This window comes from Actinoallomurus iriomotensis, from assembly GCF_030269445.1.
Classification (GTDB): domain Bacteria; phylum Actinomycetota; class Actinomycetes; order Streptosporangiales; family Streptosporangiaceae; genus Actinoallomurus; species Actinoallomurus iriomotensis.
This window is the reverse complement of record NZ_BSTJ01000007.1, coordinates 425,977-445,349: the sequence shown is the minus strand read 5'-3', so window position 1 is coordinate 445,349 and position 19,373 is coordinate 425,977. Positions and strand designations below refer to the sequence as shown.

Sequence of the window (19,373 nt, the reverse complement as noted above, 5' to 3'; positions counted from 1 at the left end):
TACCCCCACGAGTTACCGTGCTCGGGTGCCCCAGGTGCTCATCGTCGAGGACGACAACCAGATCCGCGCCTCACTGGTGCGGGCGCTCACCGAACACGGCCACGCCGTCTCCTCCGCGCACACCGCGATGAGCGGTCTGCAGCGCGCCGTGGAGGACCGGCCGGACGTCGTGGTCCTGGACCTCGGCCTGCCCGACCTGGACGGCCGCGAGGTGCTGCGGATGCTGCGGGCCGTCAGCCGCGTCCCGGTGGTCGTGGCGACCGCGCGGGACGCCGAGGAGGAGATCGTCCGGCTGCTCGACGCGGGCGCCGACGACTACCTCATCAAGCCGTTCGGCACCGCCCAGCTGGAGGCGCGCATCCGGGCCGTACTGCGCCGCGCCACCGAGAAGGAGGCCGCGCCGATCATCACCGTCGGCGCGCTGAGCGTCTCCCCCCGCGCCCGCGAGGCCGTGCTGGACGGTGTCACGCTGGACCTCAGCCCACGGGAGTTCGACCTGCTGCACTACCTCGCCGCGCGGCACGGCGAGGTGGTGACCAAACGCGACCTGCTCACCGAGGTCTGGCGGGTGCCGTACGGCGGAACGGACAAGACGGTCGACGTGCACCTGTCGTGGCTGCGCCGCAAGCTGGGTGAGACGGCGCAGCAGCCGCGTTACCTGCACACCGTACGCGGCGTCGGCGTCAAGCTCGTCGACCCGGACGCGACGCGATGAGACGCCGGCTCACCCTGCTCGTCGCCGCCACGACCTCCCTGGTCCTGGTGGCCTTCCTCGTGCCGCTGGCCCTGCTGGTCCGTACGGTCGCCGCCGACCGCGCGCTCAGCGGAGCCACCCTGGAGGTCGAGTCGCTCGCCTCCCTCGTGACGACGGTCGACCGGCAGCCGCTGACACTGGCACTCGAACAGGCCGCCGCGTCCGGCGGGCGGCCGGTCACGGTCTTCTTCCCCGACGGCAGCACGGTCGGCGCGCCCGCACGCCGGTCGGCCGCCGTCGACCTGGCCGCACGCGGCAACAGCGTCACCGCGAAAGTGCCCGGCGGCCGGGAGATCCTGGTCGCCGTCGAGGGCATGCCGGCGGGCACGGCGGTGGTCCGGACGTACGTCTCGGACGGCGAACTGTCGCGAGGCGTCACGCGGGCCTGGCTGATCCTGGCGATCCTCGGCGTGGCGCTCCTCGGCCTGGGACTGCTGGTCGCCGACCGGCTCGCCCGCTCCCTCGTCGGCTCGGCCCGCGAACTGGCCTCGGTGTCACACGAGCTCGCCGCCGGCCACCTCGGCACACGGGCGCAGCCGGGCGCCACGCCCGAACTGCGGGACGTCGCGACCGCGCTCAACCACCTGGCCGGCCGGATCCAGGAACTCATCGCGCAGGAACGCGAGGCGGCGGCCGACCTCTCCCACCGGCTGCGCACCCCGCTTACGGCGCTCCGCCTGGAACTGGAGTCCCTACGCGACCCCGACGAGGCCGCGCGCGCCGAGGCGTCGGTCGCCGCGCTGGAGCGCGCGGTCAGCCAGATCATCGCCGACACGCGCCGCCCCTCGCGTACGGCCACGGGCGGCCGATGCGACGCGGCCGAGGTCGTCGGTGAACGGGTCCGGTTCTGGGCCGTGCTGGCCGAGGACCAGAACCGGCCCCTGACCTTCCCGGACGCGAACGGCCCTCTCCCGGTCGCCGTCTCACGCGACGACCTCGCCGCGTGCGTCGACGCGCTGTTCGGCAACGTCTTCGCGCACACACCGGAGGGAACCCCGTTCGCCGTGGGCCTGACCGCACGACCGGAGGGCGGCGCCCGCCTGACGGTCGCCGACGAGGGCCCGGGCTTCGCCACCCCGGACCTTCAGGAACGGGGAGTGAGCGGTGCGGGCTCCAGCGGTCTGGGCCTCGACATCGTCCGCCGCACCGCCGAATCCTCGGGCGGCACCCTCGCCCTGGGCCGCTCTACGCCCGGCGGCGCCCTCGTAACCCTCGACCTCGCCGCCCCCTGACGCACCTGTTCGTCCGGGGTCCCGGGTCGCTCCATCGGCGGTGCTCTCGGTCTTAACGGTTCCTTAGGAACGGCGCAGCGCGGCCCTATCCGCCCCTGGGCGAACCTCTTCTCACGCCGGCCTCCACGAGACGGAGGTCGCACGCGAGGAGGGTCACGACATGCGTAAGAAGGCAGTCATCACCGGCGGCGTCGCCGCGGCCGTGCTGGGCGGCGCGCTGGTGCTCGGCCTGAACGGGGGCGGTACGGCCTCCGCGGAACGGACCGCGGCGGCGCGCCCGGCGGCGGCGTCGCCGTCGGTGCGGAGCATCGGCCGGGCGGAGGCGGAACAGATCGCGCTCACGGCGGTTCCCGGCGGCCGGGTGCGCTCGGCCGAGCGGGAGACCGAGCACGGCGCGCCGGTCTGGTCCGTCCGTGTCGTCAAGGACGGCGTGACGCACGACCTGCACATCGACGCGCGCACCGGCAAGGTCCTCCGTGACCGCACCGACCGGCGCACGCCGACCGGCCGCCGGCACGATGACGCCCGCGCGACGGAACCCCGGCACGCCGCGACCGCCCAGCGCCACGACCGCGGCCGGGAGACCGAGGCCCGGCACGGCACCGACGACGCGACGGACGACCACGGCCACGGCCACGCGGCCGAACCCGGCGACGACCACGGCCACCACGGCGCGGGCACGGACGACCACGGCAACGACGACGGCCACCGCGGCCACGACGGCTGACACCGGCGATGGGCCCGCCGCACGAACAGCGGCGGGCCCACGGCCTGGTGTCCTGAGTCGTTGGTTCGGTTCGGATATCCGGCGAGACGTTCGAGGATGCGGTTCGAGACCGAAGGTCCGCCGGCGCGTGGCGTTGGCGGAAGCGGACTTGTCGGACCGGGCGGGTGGCAGGTGCCGGTCTGCGACGTTCTCATGACAGCAGAATTCTCTACTCACGGAAGAACCGCGTCATCCATCGCCCCCGGCCTCCAGGGCGTCATCCACGGACGCCGAGACGACCGCCGCCACGACGACGCGGACGCCGGGCATCGTCAAGGTGCGGTAATAATCCCGCCCGCAAACGGCGGGAGCACGATCATCGCTCTCGCATCGGGTACGCCAGCGGAGCGCGCTACCGCAACAATCCCCGACGTAACCGAGGTCACGAGGAATGATTCACCATGTTGTCGCCATTTCCGCCGCGACGACCTTCATCGGGACCACCCGCACCCCGCCGTCGAAAGCGGCGCCCGCCATCGTGCGTCGCGATGGCGACCACCACGGCAACGGGCACCACAACCGGAACGTGATCTCGTCCGGGAGTCCCACCCACAACCGCGGCTACCAGCACACCAGCAACGGCAACGCCGGCGGTACGAACCCGGTCCAGAACGCGCTCTGCCGGCACGTCACCTCCTGCACCATCAGCCAGAAGGTGAACATCATCCAGCCGGAGCGGCCCGCGCCGGCTTCCGCCTCCCCGGCCGTCGAGGTCCTGCCGCAGACCATCGTGCCGCAGACCGTCGTGCCGCAGACCGCCGCACCGCAGACCGCCGCACCGCAGACCGTGCCGCGGACGATCGTGCCGCAGACCAGGACGGCGCCACGACCGCGACCCCGCCCGCGCACCCCGTTCATGTACATGGGCCCGGAGGGGTTCGTGCTCATGGCGTCCGACGGGGGAACGGGCTTCGGCACCTCGGCGGGCACTGGAGCCTTCCCCCTGCCGTTCGGATTCTTCGGCTGATTCCGGCCGGGGCAAAGAGAGGGCCATCATCCGCGCCCGTACGCGGTGTCCCGGCGGCGACCGGGTATGGAGCGAATGCACCCTGATGTCCGCGCCGAGCCGGTCGCGCTCCCGCCGAAAGGAATCCGTCCATGAGAGGGAATGGCGGCCTCGTCGTCTTCCTCACCCTGGGGAGCTGCCTGGTCACGGCCCCGGCGTACGGCGCGGCTCTCGGCGGCGACGTCAACCACAACGGCAACGGTTCGTACAACCACAACGCGTTCTCGATCCGCAGCCCGACCCGCAACAGCGGCTTCCAGGCCATCTCGAACGCCAACGCGGGCGGGGCGAGCTCGAGCCGCAACGCGCTCTGCAAGCGGGTGCGGTTCTGCCACCTCCACCAGGTGTCATTCCCCTGACGCCTGATGAGGGGACGTACTCAAGCCCGGCCCGCGAAGGAGTAGACGACGCCGCCATCCCTCCGCTCGGGCACGACCGGCACCGCGCGGCCGGTCCGCCACGCGAGGTCCGCGGCGGTCGCCAGGTCGAAGGCGGCGAGCGCGTCCAGGCCGGTGACGGCGGGCTCGGTGCCGTCGCGGACGCAGCGGGCGAACGCCTCCATCTCCTCGGCGTAGGCCAGCGGGTACCGCTCCTCGAAGTCGCGATTGATCCCGTACGTCGCGCCGTCCGGCGTCAGCCACTGGTAGTGGCGGTGCTGCGGCCGGTCGATCCGCACCGTGGCCGACCGGCCCATCACCTCGGTCGAGCACTCGTACCCGTACCCCGCCGCGCGGCTGTTGTCGATCACTCCGAGCGCTCCGCTCTCGAACCGCAGCACGACCAGCGCGGTGTCCAGATCGCCGATCTCGCCGATGGCCGGGTCCGCGAGGGCCGTCCCGTACGCGGCGACCTCGACGACCTCCCCGACCATCCAGCGGGCGGTGTCCAGGTCGTGGATGGTCATGTCCACGAAGAACCCGCCGGAGCCGGCCAGGAACTCCACCGGCGGCGGCTTCATGTCCCGCAGCGACGTACGGAACAGGTACGGCTCGCCCATCTCGCCCGCGTGGATGCGCCGGGTCGCGGCCACCCAGTCGGGGTCGTGGCGCCGGTGGAAGCCGATCTGGAACCGCACGCCCGTGGCCGCGACCGCCTCGACGGCGCGTACGGTCGCGGGCCGGTCGAGGGCGATCGGCTTCTCGCAGAAGACGTGCTTGCCGGCCCGCGCGGCGCGGACCACGAGATCGGCGTGGGCGGCGGTGGGGGTGGCGACCGCCACGGCGTCCACCGTGGGGTCGTCCAGGAGCGCGCCGGCGTCGGTGGTCCAGGGCACGTCGAACTCCGCGCCGGCGGCCTCGGCCATGCCGGCGTCGGCGTCGGCCACGGCGGCCAGTTCCGCCGACCGGCAGCGCCCGGCCAGGTTGCGCGCGTGGACGCGCCCCATCCGGCCCAGGCCGATCAGGGCGACTCGCACCTTCGGTCTCATCGGACTCCTCGACGTCACTCTCAGGGGACGCCGTACAGACTGACAGCCGCGCGGGATCAGGGCTCCGGCGCGCGCCGCAGGCTGATGCGGAAGCAGGCGCCGCCGTGGTCGCCCGGCTCGTAGTGGACCTCGCCGCCGTTCGCGCGGGCGAGGCAGCGGACGATCCACAGTCCCAGCCCCGAGCCCTCGGTTCGCCGCTCCCCGCACGGGTTCCGGGCGAAGCGGTCGAACAGGTGGGGCACGAAGTCCTCCGGGACGCCCGGACCGCAGTCGCAGATCCACAGCTCGATCCGGCCGTCCGACCCGGTCGCGCTCACCGTGATCGGCGGCCGCCCGTACGCGAAGGCGTTCTCCAGGCAGTTGACGAACATCTCCGACATCTCACCGCGGTTCACGAGCGCGGTCAGGCCGGCGTCGCAGGTGACGACCACGTCGCCGGCCTGCTCGCCGAACTCCGCCAGGCGTTCAAGGACGAGTTCGAGGAGGGGCACGCGTTCGGGCGGCGCCCGTACGGTGCCCTCGTCGATCCGCGCGACGGTGAGCAGCTTGGCGACCATCGCCTGGAGGAACACCGTCCGCTCCGCGATGCGGTCGACGACGTCGGCGCGGCGCTCCGGGGTGAGCGTCGCGGTGGGGTCGCGCAGCACGTCGGTGAGCGTGCGGATCGCCGCCAGCGGGTTGCGGAGCTCGTGGGCCACCACCCCCGCGGTCGCATGCTGGCGCTCCAGCGCACGCCCCAGTTCCTGTTCGAGATGGTGCCGGCGGGTGACGTCGCGCAGTGCGGCGACGTGAAGGCGCTCTCCGTCCAGGATCGTGCTGGTGACACGCATCTCCACGATCCGCTCGCCGCCGTCCGGCAGCATGAGTTCCACCTCGGTGGCGCCGCCGGCGACGATCGGGAAGCCGAACGGACCGCCCAGCAGGTCCTCGGCGGGACGGCCGAACAGTTCCTCGGCGGCGGGGTTGCAGAAGCGGATGCGCCCGTCGCCGCCCACCAGGACGATGCCGTCCGCCGACGCCGAGATGATCGCTTGCCCGGCGTCCGGACCGGCCCGCGCCCTGTGGCCGGAGACGGGGATGCTCATGTGCCCTCCTCAGCCCGCCGCGCCGTGCTCGCCGGCTCGCTCGCTCATGATGCGCCCGCCTGGTCGCCGCCTCCCGCATCGGGCTCGCGCACGGCGGCGTCCGGCCCGGCCGGCCACGGCGGTTGCTCGGTCAGCGCCGCGCTGCCGGACAGCACGTGCGCGACCCGCGGCAGCGGATCGCCGATGTGCATCCCGGCGTCGTCGACGGTGACCTGCCGGATGGCGTGGTCGTGGTCGCTGCCGCGCGCCTGGAGGACGGCGATCGCGCGCTGGATGTCGCCGATGCGCTCGACGTAGCGGAGCATGATGGTGACGTCGGTGACCCGCGCCAGGTCGATCCCACCGGACGACGGCTGCCCGCCCTGCGGCGCCTGGCCGGTGTAGGCGGCCGTGATGAGCGTGGTGATCTCCTTTTCGCGGACCATGGTCGTCAGCGCGATGACGAAGTCGAGCAGTGACTGCGTCGAGACCACCCGCTCCAGCGACGAGAGCGTGTCGATGACGATGCGGCTGGGCGCGTAGTCGGCCACGGCGTGCCTCAGGTGCATGAAGTGGTCTTCGGGTGACGCCGACTCTGGGTAGTCGGCCTTGACGAGCAGCCGGTCCGCCGCCTCCATCGCCCCCAGGTGCAGGCCCCAGCTGGCGGCGTCGCGCACGAGCTGGTCGTGGGTCTCGTCGAACGTGCAGTACAGGCAGCGCTCGTCCGTGCCGGCCGCCCCGCACGCGAAGCTCAGGCCGGTGAGCGTCTTGCCGACGCCCGCCGGGCCGGTGAGCAGCGCGATCGCGTCCTTGAACAGGCCGCCGCCGACCATCTGGTCCAGCCCGGCGTTGCCGGTGGACACGCGGACCGTGGAGGCGTGCGCCGGCGGGTGGGCCACGCCCAGCGGGATGACCACGAACCCCTCACGCGAGTCGATCGTGAACAGCCACTCCCCCGTACGGTGCGGCAGGCCGCGGAACTTGACGATCTCGACGGTCCGCCGCCGTCGCCCGTCCCGCAGGACGTTGCGGAGCACGATCACGTTGTCGAGCACGAACTCCTCGACGCCGTACCGGGAGATGCCGTCGTACTCCTCGGTCCGCTCGGAGGTGAGTATGAGGGTGACGCCGAGCGACTTCATGCCCGCCACGATCCGGACCAGCTCGCGCCGCATGACGCCGAGGTCGGTGAACCGGCCGATGATCGAGCTGAACGAGTCGAAGGACACCCGCCGCGCCCCGCTACGGCGGATCGCATGGTCGATCCGGGCCATCAGCGCGCCGAAGTCGTACGCGCCGACGGTCCTGATCGGTTCCTCCTCGCCCTCGATCGGCGAGGCGTCGACGAACGCCCACCGGCCCTCGCGCTCCCACTGCTCGATGTCGAAACCGAGCGACGCCGCGCTCGATCGGACCGAGTCCGCGGTCTCCTCGGCGGTCACGAACACCCCGGGCTGGCCGAAGAGCACGATGCCGCGGGCCAGGAACTCGATCGCGAAGCACGTCTTGCCGCTGCCGGTCGTCCCGGTCACGAGCGTGGGCCGCCCCAGGGGCAGGCCACCCGCGGCGATGTCGTCGAAGCCGCTGATCCCGGTCGGGAGCCGCTCGATCGGCCCGCGTGCCGTCATCGTGGTCCCTCCTCCAGCACCGCGCTGGGCAGCCCGAGCACGGCGGCCGCGCGTTCGTGGTCCGACAGGTCGCCGATGACCCGCAGCTGCGGCGCCGGGGTGAGCCGGATGACGGTGGGGGTGGCGAGGATCCGGGCCTCCTCCGCCTGATCGGGCCGTTCCGCGACGTCGATGATCTCGATCGCGTGGCGAGCCAGGCGCGCCTCGCACAGCAGGCGCAGGTTGGACTCGGCCGCCTGGGACCTGGCGGTCCGCCCGGCGACGTAGAGCCGGAAGGAGTAGTCGGCCATGAATCCTCCTGGGCCGGAGGGAGTGACCACCGGGGCCGTGCTCTCAGGTGCCCTCACCGCGCTCGGGTCGCCGGTGGGATGACATGCCTGGGTACGCTAGGAAATGTCCTGTTCCTCGGCCTACCCGCGCCGTACGGTCCGGACACCGGGTCCGGCGGCGGTCACGGGCCGTCTGGAGGCAAGCCGATCATGGGCCGTGCGTTCGGATGACACGAGTACTGCTCGTGGAAGATCAGCGAACCCTCGCCGAGGCTCTCGCGATCGCCATCGACGCGCAGCCGGACCTGGAGTGCGTCGGGGCGGCGAGCACCGCCGAGGAGGGGCTGCTGCTGGCCCGTGCGCGTGCTCCGGACGTCGTGCTCATGGACGTCCACCTGCCGGGCGCCGACGGCATCAGCGGCACCCGGCTGATCAAGGCGGCGTGCCCGGACGTCCGGGTCTTCGTCCTGACCGCGGACGCCACGGCGGAACTGTTCGCCGCCGCCTTCGCGGCGGGAGCCGCCGGGTTCCTGGCCAAGGACGGGCCGTTCCCCGACGTCCTCGCGGCGATCCGCACGCCTCCGACGGCCCGCGCGATGGTGGCGGGCGGCACGTTCACAGCGCTGATCGCCGAGTTCCGTCGTGCCGGGCACGCGCAGGCCGCCCAGGAGGAGCGGGTCGCCCTCACCCGGCGCGAGGGCGAGGTGCTGGCGCTGATGGGCGAGGACCTCGGCGCGCGAGCGATCGCGGCCCGGCTGGGCATGAGCGAGCACACCGCCCGTGACCACGTGAAGCACATCCTGCGCAAGCTCGGCGCGCACAGCCGCGGTGAGGCGGTCGCCGCCGCCACCCGCACGGGGCTGCTCCCCGAAGGTCGTCAGGAGGGGTCGAGCGCGAAGGAGCCGAACGCCGGGTCGCCGGCGCGCTCGTAGGTGTGCACGGTGACGCCGGCGCCGGTCGTCCGGGTCGCCACGTGGCGCATGGTCGCGGGCACGGCGCCGGATCCGAAGAGGCGCTTGCCCCGGCCGAGCACCACCGGGTACACGAACAGCCGGTACTCGTCGACCAGGTCGTGGGCCACCAGGGTCTGGAGGAGACCCGCGCTGCCGTGCACCTGCAGGTCGCGGCCGGGTCGATCCTTCAGCTCCCTGACCTGCTCCACCACGTCGCCCTTGAGCAGGGTGGTGCCCTCCCACGCGGCCGTCTCCAGGGTCCGGGTCGCGACGTACCTCGGCAGGGTGTTGATCGCGGCGGCCACCGGGTCGTTCGGGTCGGTGACGCGGGGCCAGTGCGAGGCGAAGATCTCGTAGGTCGTACGGCCGAGCAGGAGCGCGTCCGCCGTCGCGAACCACTCGACGACGTGACGGCCCATGTCCTCGTCCGCGAAGGGCACCAGCCAGCCGCCGAGGTCGAACCCGCCGCTCGGGTCCTCCTCGGGGCCGCCGGGGCCCTGCATGACGCCGTCGAGGGACAGGAACGTGGTCACGGTCAGTTTCATCGCTGCTCTCCTGGCTTCCTGGGATCCGCGGCAGGGTCCTGCCGTCGTGATCGCGTGCCCCCACCCTGATACCGACAACTTTTTTTGTCAAGACTCCTCTCATTGTCGGCGATGCGCGGAGACCGCCACACGGCACGGGGGTACCGCGGCGCCAAGATGGTGGGCGCGCTGCTCGGCGGCCTGCTCGTCGGCGCGGTCGGCGCGGGCGCGTACGCGGGGATGCCGTTCGGCGGGCTGCCGCCGGCGCGCTCACCACGGTCGGCGGGCGCACCGTCGTCGTCTTCGCGGGCGTCTACCTGCTCGCGTCCGTGCCCTCGTTCGCCGTACCGGCCTGGCGGACCTTCGGACCCGGCCCGGAGGCGCGTACGCCCGGCCGCTCCGCCTGAGAGCCGCCGTCGAGGGCCGCGATCTCCGCGCGTACGCTCTCGGCACGCTCGTCGCCGATCGCGGCGTAGCAGGCCAGAGCCTCCTCGAAGGCCTTTCGAGCCGCCTCCGCCTCGCCCAGCTCCCGCAGGGCGACGCCGAGATCATGGCTGCGGTCGCCGACCCAGAGCGGACCGCCCTGCGTGCGCAGCAGCGGGATCGACTCCCGCAGGCTGTCCGCCGCCGCCCGCCATTCGCCCAGCGCCGCGTGGTCGGCGCCGAGGCGGGCCAGCACCAGGGCCAACGTCGTACGGCGAAGGAAGGGCCCGCCTCGGTACGCCGGATCGCGCAGCTCTTCGAGCAGCGCGCGATGCTGCGCGAGGGCCTCACGGGGACGGCCGAGGAACCGCAGAACGTCGCCGTAGGCGCTCATGGCCTGGCGGCGGCCGTCCCACTCCTCGGCCGCCTCGAACCGGGCGATGGCCTCGCGAGTGTGGTCGGCGGCCGCCTCCAGCGAGCCGGGAATCCGCCGCAGGGCCAGGCCGGCGTACTGCAGCGCCCAGCCCTGCTCGCGCAGGTCGCCCTCCTCCACCGCCAGCTCGTACGCCCGCATCGCGCGGTCCACGCTGTCCTGGAAACGCCCCTGGCAGGCGCACAGCGCCCAGGCGAGGTAGTTGAGGTGGACGATCTCGGCGTGCCGGTCCCCCAGCGCGCGGGCTGCGCCGCTCGACAGCTCGAACAGCTCCACCCAGTCGTCCCAGTGCACCACCAGGTCGGAGAACCAGTGCAGCGCGCCGGTCACCTCGACCACCCGGGCGTGCTCGCCTTCCTTCGCGGCCGAGCGCAGCGCGGCCAGCCAGTTGGCGCTCTCGCCCTCCAGCCAGGCCCGTGCCTCCTCGCGAGTGCCCAGCGACACGAGGCCGTCGAAGCCGGCCGGCGGCTCGCCGTACTCCGGCTCGAACCACCGGCCCGCGACGGTCGTGACGTCGAGCAACCAGGAGTTCATACGGCGGAGGACCCTCCGGCGCGCGTCTTCCGGCTCCTCTTCGGTCAGCCGGGCGCGGGCGAACAGCCGGACGAGGTCGTGCAGCCGGTAGCGCGCGAGATACGGCGCCTGGAGCAGGCCGAGCTCGACGAGCTCCTCGAGCGCGTCCTCCGCCTCGTCCGGCGTGACGCCCGCGAGCACGGCGCCGATCGCCACCCCGAAGTCGGGCCCTGGGACGAGCGCGAGACGCCGGAACAGCTCGGCCGCGCGACCGGACAGGTGCCGGTACGACAGGGCGAACGCCGCGGCCACGTGCAGGTCGCCGGCGGCGAGTAAGTCGAGCCGTCGCTCCTCGTCGGCGAGCCGCCCCGCGAGCTGCCCGGCGGTCCAGCCGGGCCGGCTCAGCAGTCGGTTGCCCGCGATCCGCATCGCGAGCGGCAGGTGACCGCACAGCCCCGCGACGGAATCCAGGTCGCCGGCCCCGCCGCGTTCGCCGCCGAGGATGCGGCGCAGCATCGCGACCGAGTCCTCCACCGGCATTCCGGCCAGGGGAACCTGGTGCACCCCTTCGAGACCGGCGAGCGACCGGCGGCTGGTGATCAGCACCAGGCTGCGACCGCCTCCCGGCAGCAGCGGGCGCACCTGAGCCTCGTCGAGGGCGTTGTCCAGCAGGATGAGGCTCCGCCGGTCGCGCAGTGCGGAACGGTAGAAGCCGGCGCGCTCCTCCTCGTCCTTCGGGATCCTGGCCTCGGCCACGCCGAAGGCCCTCAGCAGGCGGGTCAGCGCGGCTCCGGCGGCGACCGGGGTGGCGTCCATGCCGCGCAGGTCGATGAAGAGACAGCCGTCGGGAAAGCGGTCCGCGAACAGCTCCGCCGCGTGCACGATGAGCGCGGTCTTGCCCATGCCCGGACCGCCCGACACGGTGGCGACCACGGCCGGGCCGTCTCCGGCGGCCTCGGCGGTGAGGTGCTTCAGCCGGGCGAGCTCGGCGGCACGGCCGGTGAAGTCGCCCACGCCCCGCGGCGGCTCGCAACCGCCCGCCGAGGACGCCGGGGCGCGCGGCCGTCCCGCCCGCGCCGCGTCCTCCAGCGCCCGCCGTTCCACCGGCCCGAGCCCGAGCGCGTCCGCGAGCGCCGCCACCGTACGCCGCTGAGGGCCCCGGCTGCGCCCGCGCTCCATGTCGCCGATCGCGCGGACGCTGACGCCGGAGGCGGAGGCGAGATCCTCGATGGTCAGCTCCGCCGCGTGCCGGTATCCGCGCAGGAGCTCGCCGAACGCTCCGGTCCGTACCATCGCCACCTCACCCGCCGTCGGCCGCGACCGGCGAACGCCTACTTCTGCCGGTACTTCTGCCTGGCCGGGCCGGGCGAGCCCCTGCTTGCATCGGAAACACGGCCGCCACGGATCCCGGCCGCGCCGCCCTCCGGGTGCGACGGCGAACCGCCGCACCCGGATTTCGGCACGCCTGCCAATCCTGCCTCCGCGCACGGCGGAACGCCTAGATCGGCGGCGGGTCGAGTGTGAACCGGCCGGCCCCCTTACGCCGGTTCGTCCATCAGCTCGTCGATGTGCAGCCGGAGCCGGCGCAGGGCGTGGTGGACGCGCGACTTGACGGTCCCGACGGGCAGGTCCAGCAGCACGGCGGCCTCGGCCGCCGTACGGTCGGCGAAGTAGACCACGCTGAGGACCTCACGGTGGGCGGGCCCGAGCCGGGATAAGGCCCTGGCGACGACCACGGAGTCCACGACGGCGCCCGCGTGGTCCTCCGCGGACGGGGCGGCGGCGGCGTCCGCGGCGACCTCCGCCGGGCGCGCCCGGCGGGCGCGGAACCGGTCCACGCAGATGTTGTGCGCCACACGCCTCAGCCAGGCCGCGGTGGAGCCCTGCCCGGAGCTCAGGCGCCCGGCGTTGCGCCAGGCGCGGAGCATGGTCTCCTGGACGACGTCCTCGGCCTGGTACGGGTCGGACAGCAACCGGGTGACGTAGGCGAGCAGCATCGCGCCGTGGTCGGCGTACAGCCGGTGGACCAGAGTCCGGCCCTCGTCCTCCGGCAGCGGGCCGGTGTCGCGGGACGGGCGGCGGTGGCGTTCCGGTGCGAGGGGACTCATGGGGGCGCTCCAGCTTCACGCGGTCATCTCCGACGTGACGATGCAAACAAGCGCCCTGGTCACGGGCCAGGCAGAAGCACAGGCAGAACTTCCGGGCAGAACCCCCTCACGTCTCCGTGTCGCCGGTCGCCGGACCGTCCTCGCGGGGCTCCGGACCGGTCCCGGAGTCGCGCGGGCCCGGCCGCTCCGCCCGCGAGCCGTCGCAGGTCTTCTCGGCGGCCATCGGGTCGAGCAGGTCGCACGCGATCTTCAGCAGCCGGTCCACGTCGACGACGGGCTTTTGCAGGTACTCGTTGGCGCCGCTCGCCAGGGCCTTCTCGCGTTCGCCGGGGATGGCCTTGGCGCTGAGCACGACGATCGGCAGGCTCGCGAACCGCGACTCGGCGCGGATCGCCCGGATGGCCTCGTACCCGTCCATCACCGGCATCATGATGTCCATCAGCACGAGCGACACGTCCGGGTCGCGCTCGAGGATCTCGATCGCCTCCCGGCCGTTCAGCGCGTACCGGACGGGCAGGCCGACACGTGCCAGCAGGCGGGTCAGCGCGATGACGATACGGATGTCGTCGTCGACGATGAGGACCTTGCCCGACAGCATCCGCGCGGCGCGTTCGGCGTTCCACTCCTCCAGCCGCGTCGCGGCGCCGGGCCGGTCGTCCCGCGCCTGCCAGCGCATGGCGTCCGTGTCCTCGTCCTCGGCGATGGCTCCCGGCGCGACCCTGCCCACCAGGACCGGCGGCTCAGCGACCACCGGATGGCCCGGGTGCACGACCGGGACGTACAGGGTGAAGGAGCTGCCGACGCCGGGCTCGCTCTCCGCGGTGATGCGGCCGCCGAGCAGCGTCGCGAGCTCGCGGCTGATCGACAGGCCCAGGCCGGTGCCGCCGTACTTGTGGCTGCCGGCGCCGTGGGCCTGCTCGAACGCCTCGAAGATCGTGCCGAGCTTCTCGCGGGCGATGCCGATGCCGGTGTCCTCCACCGTGAAGGCGATGGTGTCGCCGAGGTCGCGGGCGGCCTCGGCGCCGGCGCGTTCGACGCGGAGTGTGACCCGTCCCTGCGGCGTGAACTTGATCGCGTTCGACAGCAGGTTGCGCAGGATCTGCTGGAGCCGCTGCTCGTCGGAGAACAGCTCGCCGGGCGCGTCCTGGGCCACGTGCACCTCGAAGTCCAGGCCGCGGTCGCGGGCGATGGGCCGGGACGTCGCGTTCACGTAGTCGAGCAGCGTGACCAGCGGCAGCTTCTTCGGGCGGATGTCGAGGCGGCCGGCCTCCACCTTCGACAGGTCGAGAATGTCGTTGATCAGCTGCAACAGGTCGGAACCGGAGCGGTGGATGCTGGTGGCGAAGGTCACCTCCTCGTCCGAGAGGTTCCGCCGCGCGTTGTCGGCCAGCAGCCGCGCGTAGATCAGCATCGAGCTGAGCGGCGTGCGCAGCTCGTGCGACATGTTGGCCAGGAACTCCGACTTGTACTGCGACGAGGAGGCCAGCAGGGCGGCCTTCTCGGCCAGCTCCTCGTTGGAGTGCTGGAGCTCGCCCTGCTGCCGTTGGAGCTCGTCGGAGCGCTCCTGCAGCTGCTGCGCGAGGTTCTGGGACTCGGCGAGCAGCATCTCGGTGCGGGCGTTGGCGAGGATCGTGTTGAGCGCGACGCCGATCGTGGTGACGAACTGGTCGAAGAACGCCAGGTGCACGTCGGAGAAGCGGGAGAACGACGCCAGCTCGATGATGCCGAGCAGCGTGTCCTCGAACAGGATCGGGATGATGACGATGCTGGCCGGGGACGACTGCCCCAGCCCGGAACTGATCTTGATGTAGTTCGGCGGGATGTCCTCCAGGAGCAGGCGCTTCTTCTCCCGGGCGGCCTGCCACACGAGGCCCTGGGCGAGCGCTCCGGACGACTCGGTGTCGCCGTCCTGCAGGCCGTACCCGGCGATCAGCGCGAGGCCGCGCCGGTGACCGGCCGGGCGGCCGGGCCAGTCGTCGCCGGCCTCGGTGTCGGCGAGGAAGAACGCGCCGTACTGGGCGTTCACCAGCGGGGTCAGCTCCCGCAGGATCAGGTCGGCGACCTCCACCAGGTCACGGTGGCCCTGCATCAGGCCGGCGAGACGGGTCAGGTTGGACTCCAGCCAGTCCTTCGCCCGCGTCGTCTCGCGGAGGTTGGAGACCATCAGGTTGATGTTGTCCTTCAGCTCCGAGACCTCGCCGTGCGTCTCGACGGTGATGTGGCGCGACATGTCGCCCTGGGCGACGGCCGAGGTGACCTCGGCGATCGCGCGGACCTGGGTGGTGAGGTTGCGGGCCAGCTCGTTCACGTTCGTGGTCAGGCGCTTCCAGGTGCCGTGCACGCCCTCGACCCGCGCCTGGCCGCCCAGCCGGCCCTCGCTGCCGACCTCGCGGGCCACACGGGTGACCTCCGAGGAGAACGACGACAGCGTGTCGACCATCGTGTTGATCGTCGTCTTCAGTTCCAGGATCTCGCCGCGGGCGTCGACGTCGATCTTCGCGCCCAGATCGCCCTGGGCGACGGCCGTCGCGACCTGGGCGATGTTGCGCACCTGCGAGGTCAGGTTGGCGGCCATGAAGTTGACGTTGTCGGTGAGGTCCTTCCAGACCCCGGACACGCCGCGGACCTGCGCGCGGCCGCCCAGGTTGCCCTCGGTGCCGACCTCGCGGGCCACGCGCGTGACCTCGTCCGCGAAGGCGGACAGCTGGTCGACCATGGTGTTCACCGTGGTCTTCAGCTGGAGGATCTCGCCCTGGGCGTCCACGGAGATCTTCTTGGACAGGTCGCCGTTCGCGACCGACGTGGTGACCTGGGCGATGTTGCGGACCTGCGACGTCAGGTTCGACGCCATGAAGTTCACGTTGTCGGTCAGGTCCTTCCACACCCCCGACACGCCGCGGACCTGGGCCTGCCCGCCGAGGTTGCCCTCGGTGCCGACCTCGCGGGCCACCCGCGTCACCTCACCGGCGAACGCCGACAGCTGATCCACCATCGTGTTGATCGTCGTCTTCAGCTCGAGGATCTCGCCGCGGGCGTCGACGTCGATCTTCTTGCCCAGGTCGCCGCGCGCGACCGCGGTCGCGACCTGGGCGATGTTGCGCACCTGGGACGTCAGGTTGTCCGCCATGAAGTTGACGTTGTCGGTGAGGTCCTTCCATACCCCCGAGACGCCGGGCACCTGGGCCCGGCCGCCGAGGTTGCCGTCCGTGCCGACCTCGCGGGCCACCCGCGTCACCTCACCGGCGAACGCCGACAGCTGATCCACCATCGTGTTGACGGTCGACTTGAGCTGGAGGATCTCGCCCTGCGCGTCCACCGTGATCTTCTTGGACAGGTCGCCGTTCGCCACCGACGTGGTGACCTGGGCGATGTTGCGCACCTGGTACGTCAGGTTCGACGCCATGAAGTTCACGTTGTCGGTCAGGTCCTTCCACACCCCCGACACACCGCGGACCTGCGCCCGGCCGCCGAGCCGCCCCTCCGTGCCGACCTCGCCGGCCACCCGCGTCACCTCACCGGCGAACGCCGACAGCTGATCCACCATCGTGTTGACGGTCAGCTTCAGCTCCAGCAGCTCGCCGGTCGCCTCGACCGTCACGGACCGGGTCAGGTCGCCGCTCGCCACCGCCTTGGTGACCACCGCGATGTCGCGCACCTGGGCGGTCAGCCGGTCGGCCATCGTGTTGACCGCCTCGGTCACGTCACGCCAGCTGCCCGACAGCCCGCGCACCTTCGCACGTCCGCCGAGCCGGCCCTCCGTGCCGACCTCACGGGCCAGGCGGGTGACCTCGCCGGTGAACATCGACAGCTGGTCGACCATCTGGTTGATCCGCTGGCCGAGCCGACGCAGGTCGCCGCGCAGCGGGTGCTTGCCGTCGCCGGTGTCCATCCGCTGGGACAGGTCGCCGCCCGCCACCGCGTCCAGCACCCGGGTGGCGTTCGCCGTGGGGATCACCAGCGCGTCGATCAGCGTGTTCACCGAGTCGACGCTCCCCGACCAGGCGCCGCCCGGCGCCGGGCAGAGACGCTCGTCCAGCCGGCCGTGGCGTACCACCTCACGGGTCACCCGGGCCAGTTCGCCGGCGAAGTGCTCGTGCCGGTCGGCGATCTGGTTGAACGCCCGTGCCAGGTCCGCCGTGATCCCCTCGTGCTCGGCGGGCAACCGCGCCCGGAAGTCGCCGTCGCGCAGGGCCGGCATCGCGGCCAGCAGCGGCCGGAGCTCGCTCACCCGGATCCATCCGTCGCCGGGCGGATGATTCACTTCTCTTGCCGTAGTCGTGCTCACGTGGAAATTCCCCCCGTACGGCCGGTCCTCCGGCGCTCATCTGTGGGCGCGGATCGGAGCACGAGCCGGTACGCCGGACTGACCTGATCGGGTCCGAAGTGAGGGCATCGGCGGCGCCCGTCAACCGCAGTCCGACGGACGGAAGCGGGCGACCGTGTCGTCCGGCCCCGCCCGGCAGGAGACGGCGGGCAGGGTACGAACCGGTCCAGGCCGCGCCTGGACGATCATGTTGTGGCGAGCCTCGCATCGCCGTACGCGACATCCCCCGTCGCCGTATTGGTTTTGACCCTATGGGACAAGCCGCTGATTGGCGAGTATGTCGCCATGATTCCCTCCGTATCGTCGATCCAGGTCGCGTCCCGCCCACTCCTTCGAGACCTGCGCCCGGCCGATGACACCGCGGGAGTACACCGTGACGTTCGGGCATCACCGCTGGTCGTACGGTGGCGCGCGTAGCATGGAAGCTGGCGATGCTAGGACAGTGGCGGCCCGAGATCGGGCACGAACCCGATGGCCCGGTCCCTCAACGAGGACGCGTGGTCCTCGCGGACGACGACGTCCTGTTGCGCGAGGGCATGGCGAGCCTGCTGACACGCGAGGGATTCGACGTGGTCGGCCAGGCCGGCGACGGCGCACGGCTGCTCGAACTGGTCCGCGAGCACCTTCCCGACCTGGCGGTCGTGGACGTGCGCATGCCGCCGACGGGCACCACCGAGGGACTCCAGGCGGCGACGGAGATCCGCCGGCGGTTCCCCTCCGTGGCGATCCTGGTGCTGTCGGGGTACGTCGAGGTGGACCACGCCCTGGAACTCCTGTCCGGCGGTGACCGCATCGGCTACCTCCTCAAGACGCGGGTCACCGACCCGTCCGAGCTGATCGACGCGCTGGAGCGCGTCCGCAAGGGCGGTTCGGTGATCGACCCGTACCTCGTGCAGCGGCTCTTCGCCGCTCACCGGCGCGTCGACCCGCTGGCCAAGCTGAGCGCGCGCGAACGCGAGGTCCTCGCCCTGATGGCGGAAGGCCGGTCGAACGCCGGCATCGTCCACAAGCTGTGGATAACCGAGCCCACGGTGGAGAAGCACGTGCACAGCATCCTGACCAAGCTGTGCCTGCCGGAGACCGACGCCGACCACCGGCGGGTCCTCGCGGTCCTCGCCTTCCTCAACGCCGGTTAGAACCGCTGGACGCGGACAGGAGTTCCCGGATGCGCGCGGGCGAGACGGTGGTCTTGTCAAGGAAGCCGAACGCCGGATGGGCGGCCACCAACGCGGTCAATTCATCCTCGGCCTGGGTCGACACCAGGATGACGACCGGACTCCAGCCCGTGCCGGCGGCACTCTCGTCGATGCGACAGGCGACGTCGAAACCGCTCTCGGACCCCAGGCGGACGTCGACCAGCACGATGTCGGGGTGGGTGTCCGTCGCGCGCTCGACCGCCTCCGCGCCGTTCGAGGCCGTGGCCGCGACGACCGCCCCGCCGCGTTCGAGCATGTGACACAGGGCGGTGCGGAAGCCGGTGTCGTCGTCGACGACAAGGCAGCGCATGTCCATGTCTCCAATATGACTCCGCAGGCCCCGGTCCCGCATGGTGGGCCGCCCCCAGACGCCCTGGTGGACAACCACACCCGGCCGTGGCGGTCAGCCGACCGGCACGCGTGACCGCTGGGTGGCGTCGGCCGTCAGCACCGCGTCGAGCAGGCCTGGGAAGAGCGCGTCGAGGTCGTCCCGGCGGATCGCGGTCATCTTGGCCGTGCCCCGGTAGACCTGGTGGATCACACCGGCCTCACGCAGTACGCGGAAGTGGTGGGTCGTGGTCGACTTGGTGACCGCCAGGTCGATGGCCGAGCACGGCGCCTCCTCCCCCTCCGCCAACCCGGCCAGGAAGCGCACCACCTGGAGGCGTACCGGATCGGACAGCGCGTGGAGGACGGCCTCCAGCCTGATCTCCGCGCGAGTGGGGTGATCGAGGGTCCGGACGGTCACGGTGGG

Annotated in this window: 17 protein-coding genes; 7 read left to right on the top strand and 10 right to left on the bottom strand. The window is 72.3% G+C overall.

Translation table 11 applies throughout. From position 1 onward, the window contains the following. Positions 1–25: 25 nt before the first annotated feature. From QSK37_RS28840 to QSK37_RS28820, 5 genes are all read left to right on the top strand, one after another. Positions 26–715, top strand: coding sequence for a response regulator transcription factor (locus QSK37_RS28840; protein ID WP_285627185.1), 690 nt, complete (start codon positions 26–28; stop codon positions 713–715). Beyond that, a complete protein-coding gene (locus QSK37_RS28835; protein ID WP_285627182.1) occupies positions 712–1,986 on the top strand; it encodes a HAMP domain-containing sensor histidine kinase in 1,275 nt (424 codons plus the stop codon). The genes QSK37_RS28840 and QSK37_RS28835 overlap by 4 nt, the downstream gene beginning before the upstream one ends. Before the next feature lie 160 nt (positions 1,987–2,146). Continuing rightward, complete coding sequence (locus QSK37_RS28830) at positions 2,147–2,713, top strand: PepSY domain-containing protein (protein ID WP_285627180.1); 567 nt, start codon at positions 2,147–2,149, stop codon at positions 2,711–2,713. Positions 2,714–3,143: 430 nt separating this feature from the next. Further along, complete coding sequence (locus tag QSK37_RS28825) at positions 3,144–3,719, top strand: hypothetical protein (protein WP_285627178.1); 576 nt, start codon at positions 3,144–3,146, stop codon at positions 3,717–3,719. A 131-nt stretch (positions 3,720–3,850) separates the two neighbouring features. Beyond that, a complete protein-coding gene (locus tag QSK37_RS28820; protein ID WP_285627176.1) occupies positions 3,851–4,117 on the top strand; it encodes a hypothetical protein in 267 nt (88 codons plus the stop codon). Between the two features lie 20 nt (positions 4,118–4,137). On the opposite strand, the gene QSK37_RS28815 is transcribed toward QSK37_RS28820, so the two are convergent. From QSK37_RS28815 to QSK37_RS28800, 4 genes are read right to left on the bottom strand one after another with little or no spacing between them, the layout of a single operon-like run. Further along, positions 4,138–5,184 carry a Gfo/Idh/MocA family oxidoreductase gene (locus QSK37_RS28815; protein WP_285627174.1) on the bottom strand — a complete coding sequence of 349 codons (1,047 nt, stop codon included), beginning with the start codon at positions 5,182–5,184 and terminating at the stop codon, positions 4,138–4,140. Positions 5,185–5,240: 56 nt separating this feature from the next. Further along, positions 5,241–6,269, bottom strand: a complete 1,029-nt coding sequence (locus QSK37_RS28810) for a PAS domain-containing sensor histidine kinase (RefSeq protein ID WP_285627172.1) — start codon at positions 6,267–6,269, stop codon at positions 5,241–5,243. A 44-nt stretch (positions 6,270–6,313) separates the two neighbouring features. Further along, complete coding sequence (gene kaiC / locus QSK37_RS28805) at positions 6,314–7,876, bottom strand: circadian clock protein KaiC (protein ID WP_285627170.1); 1,563 nt, start codon at positions 7,874–7,876, stop codon at positions 6,314–6,316. Continuing rightward, positions 7,873–8,166, bottom strand: coding sequence for a circadian clock KaiB family protein (locus tag QSK37_RS28800; protein WP_285627168.1), 294 nt, complete (start codon positions 8,164–8,166; stop codon positions 7,873–7,875). Before QSK37_RS28800 ends, kaiC begins: the two co-directional genes overlap by 4 nt. Positions 8,167–8,390: 224 nt before the next feature. Here QSK37_RS28800 and QSK37_RS28795 point away from each other — a divergent pair, with 224 nt between their 5' ends. After that, positions 8,391–9,077, top strand: a complete 687-nt coding sequence (locus QSK37_RS28795) for a response regulator transcription factor (protein WP_285627166.1) — start codon at positions 8,391–8,393, stop codon at positions 9,075–9,077. Here QSK37_RS28795 and QSK37_RS28790 read toward each other — a convergent pair. From QSK37_RS28790 to QSK37_RS28775, 4 genes are all read right to left on the bottom strand, one after another. Further along, on the bottom strand, positions 9,023–9,643 hold the full coding sequence (locus QSK37_RS28790) for a dihydrofolate reductase family protein (protein ID WP_285627164.1): 621 nt from the start codon (positions 9,641–9,643) through the stop codon (positions 9,023–9,025). The genes QSK37_RS28795 and QSK37_RS28790 overlap by 55 nt on opposite strands. A gap of 292 nt (positions 9,644–9,935) precedes the next feature. Next, positions 9,936–12,284, bottom strand: a complete 2,349-nt coding sequence (locus QSK37_RS28785; RefSeq protein ID WP_285627162.1) for an ATP-binding protein — start codon at positions 12,282–12,284, stop codon at positions 9,936–9,938. A 245-nt stretch (positions 12,285–12,529) separates the two neighbouring features. Then, the gene (locus tag QSK37_RS28780; RefSeq protein ID WP_285627160.1) at positions 12,530–13,099 is read right to left on the bottom strand and encodes a sigma-70 family RNA polymerase sigma factor; all 570 of its coding nucleotides are present in this window, start codon (positions 13,097–13,099) and stop codon (positions 12,530–12,532) included. Positions 13,100–13,205: 106 nt separating this feature from the next. Next, complete coding sequence (locus tag QSK37_RS28775) at positions 13,206–17,297, bottom strand: HAMP domain-containing protein (protein ID WP_285627581.1); 4,092 nt, start codon at positions 17,295–17,297, stop codon at positions 13,206–13,208. A gap of 623 nt (positions 17,298–17,920) precedes the next feature. On the opposite strand from QSK37_RS28775, the gene QSK37_RS28770 reads away from it, so the two are divergent. Continuing rightward, the gene (locus QSK37_RS28770; protein WP_285627158.1) at positions 17,921–18,559 is read left to right on the top strand and encodes a response regulator transcription factor; all 639 of its coding nucleotides are present in this window, start codon (positions 17,921–17,923) and stop codon (positions 18,557–18,559) included. Here QSK37_RS28770 and QSK37_RS28765 read toward each other — a convergent pair. Then, positions 18,546–18,935, bottom strand: a complete 390-nt coding sequence (locus tag QSK37_RS28765) for a response regulator (protein ID WP_285627156.1) — start codon at positions 18,933–18,935, stop codon at positions 18,546–18,548. The two genes, QSK37_RS28770 and QSK37_RS28765, sit on opposite strands and share 14 nt — an antisense overlap. Positions 18,936–19,022: 87 nt before the next feature. Beyond that, positions 19,023–19,367, bottom strand: coding sequence for an ArsR/SmtB family transcription factor (locus QSK37_RS28760; RefSeq protein WP_285583611.1), 345 nt, complete (start codon positions 19,365–19,367; stop codon positions 19,023–19,025). Positions 19,368–19,373: the final 6 nt, after the last annotated feature.

Excerpts from the sequence above, each read along its gene's own strand:
- QSK37_RS28800 (WP_285627168.1), bottom strand. The coding sequence starts at position 8,166 with ATGGCCGACTACTCCTTCCGGCTCTACGTCGCCGGGCGGACCGCCAGG.
- QSK37_RS28790 (WP_285627164.1), bottom strand. The coding sequence starts at position 9,643 with ATGAAACTGACCGTGACCACGTTCCTGTCCCTCGACGGCGTCATGCAG.
- QSK37_RS28825 (WP_285627178.1), top strand. The coding sequence starts at position 3,144 with ATGATTCACCATGTTGTCGCCATTTCCGCCGCGACGACCTTCATCGGG.
- QSK37_RS28815 (WP_285627174.1), bottom strand. The coding sequence starts at position 5,184 with ATGAGACCGAAGGTGCGAGTCGCCCTGATCGGCCTGGGCCGGATGGGG.
- QSK37_RS28780 (WP_285627160.1), bottom strand. The coding sequence starts at position 13,099 with ATGAGTCCCCTCGCACCGGAACGCCACCGCCGCCCGTCCCGCGACACC.
- QSK37_RS28835 (WP_285627182.1), top strand. The coding sequence starts at position 712 with ATGAGACGCCGGCTCACCCTGCTCGTCGCCGCCACGACCTCCCTGGTC.
- QSK37_RS28765 (WP_285627156.1), bottom strand. The coding sequence starts at position 18,935 with ATGGACATGCGCTGCCTTGTCGTCGACGACGACACCGGCTTCCGCACC.
- QSK37_RS28775 (WP_285627581.1), bottom strand. The coding sequence starts at position 17,297 with ATGCCGGCCCTGCGCGACGGCGACTTCCGGGCGCGGTTGCCCGCCGAG.
- QSK37_RS28820 (WP_285627176.1), top strand. The coding sequence starts at position 3,851 with ATGAGAGGGAATGGCGGCCTCGTCGTCTTCCTCACCCTGGGGAGCTGC.
- kaiC (WP_285627170.1), bottom strand. The coding sequence starts at position 7,876 with ATGACGGCACGCGGGCCGATCGAGCGGCTCCCGACCGGGATCAGCGGC.
- QSK37_RS28785 (WP_285627162.1), bottom strand. The coding sequence starts at position 12,284 with ATGGTACGGACCGGAGCGTTCGGCGAGCTCCTGCGCGGATACCGGCAC.
- QSK37_RS28830 (WP_285627180.1), top strand. The coding sequence starts at position 2,147 with ATGCGTAAGAAGGCAGTCATCACCGGCGGCGTCGCCGCGGCCGTGCTG.
- QSK37_RS28810 (WP_285627172.1), bottom strand. The coding sequence starts at position 6,269 with ATGAGCATCCCCGTCTCCGGCCACAGGGCGCGGGCCGGTCCGGACGCC.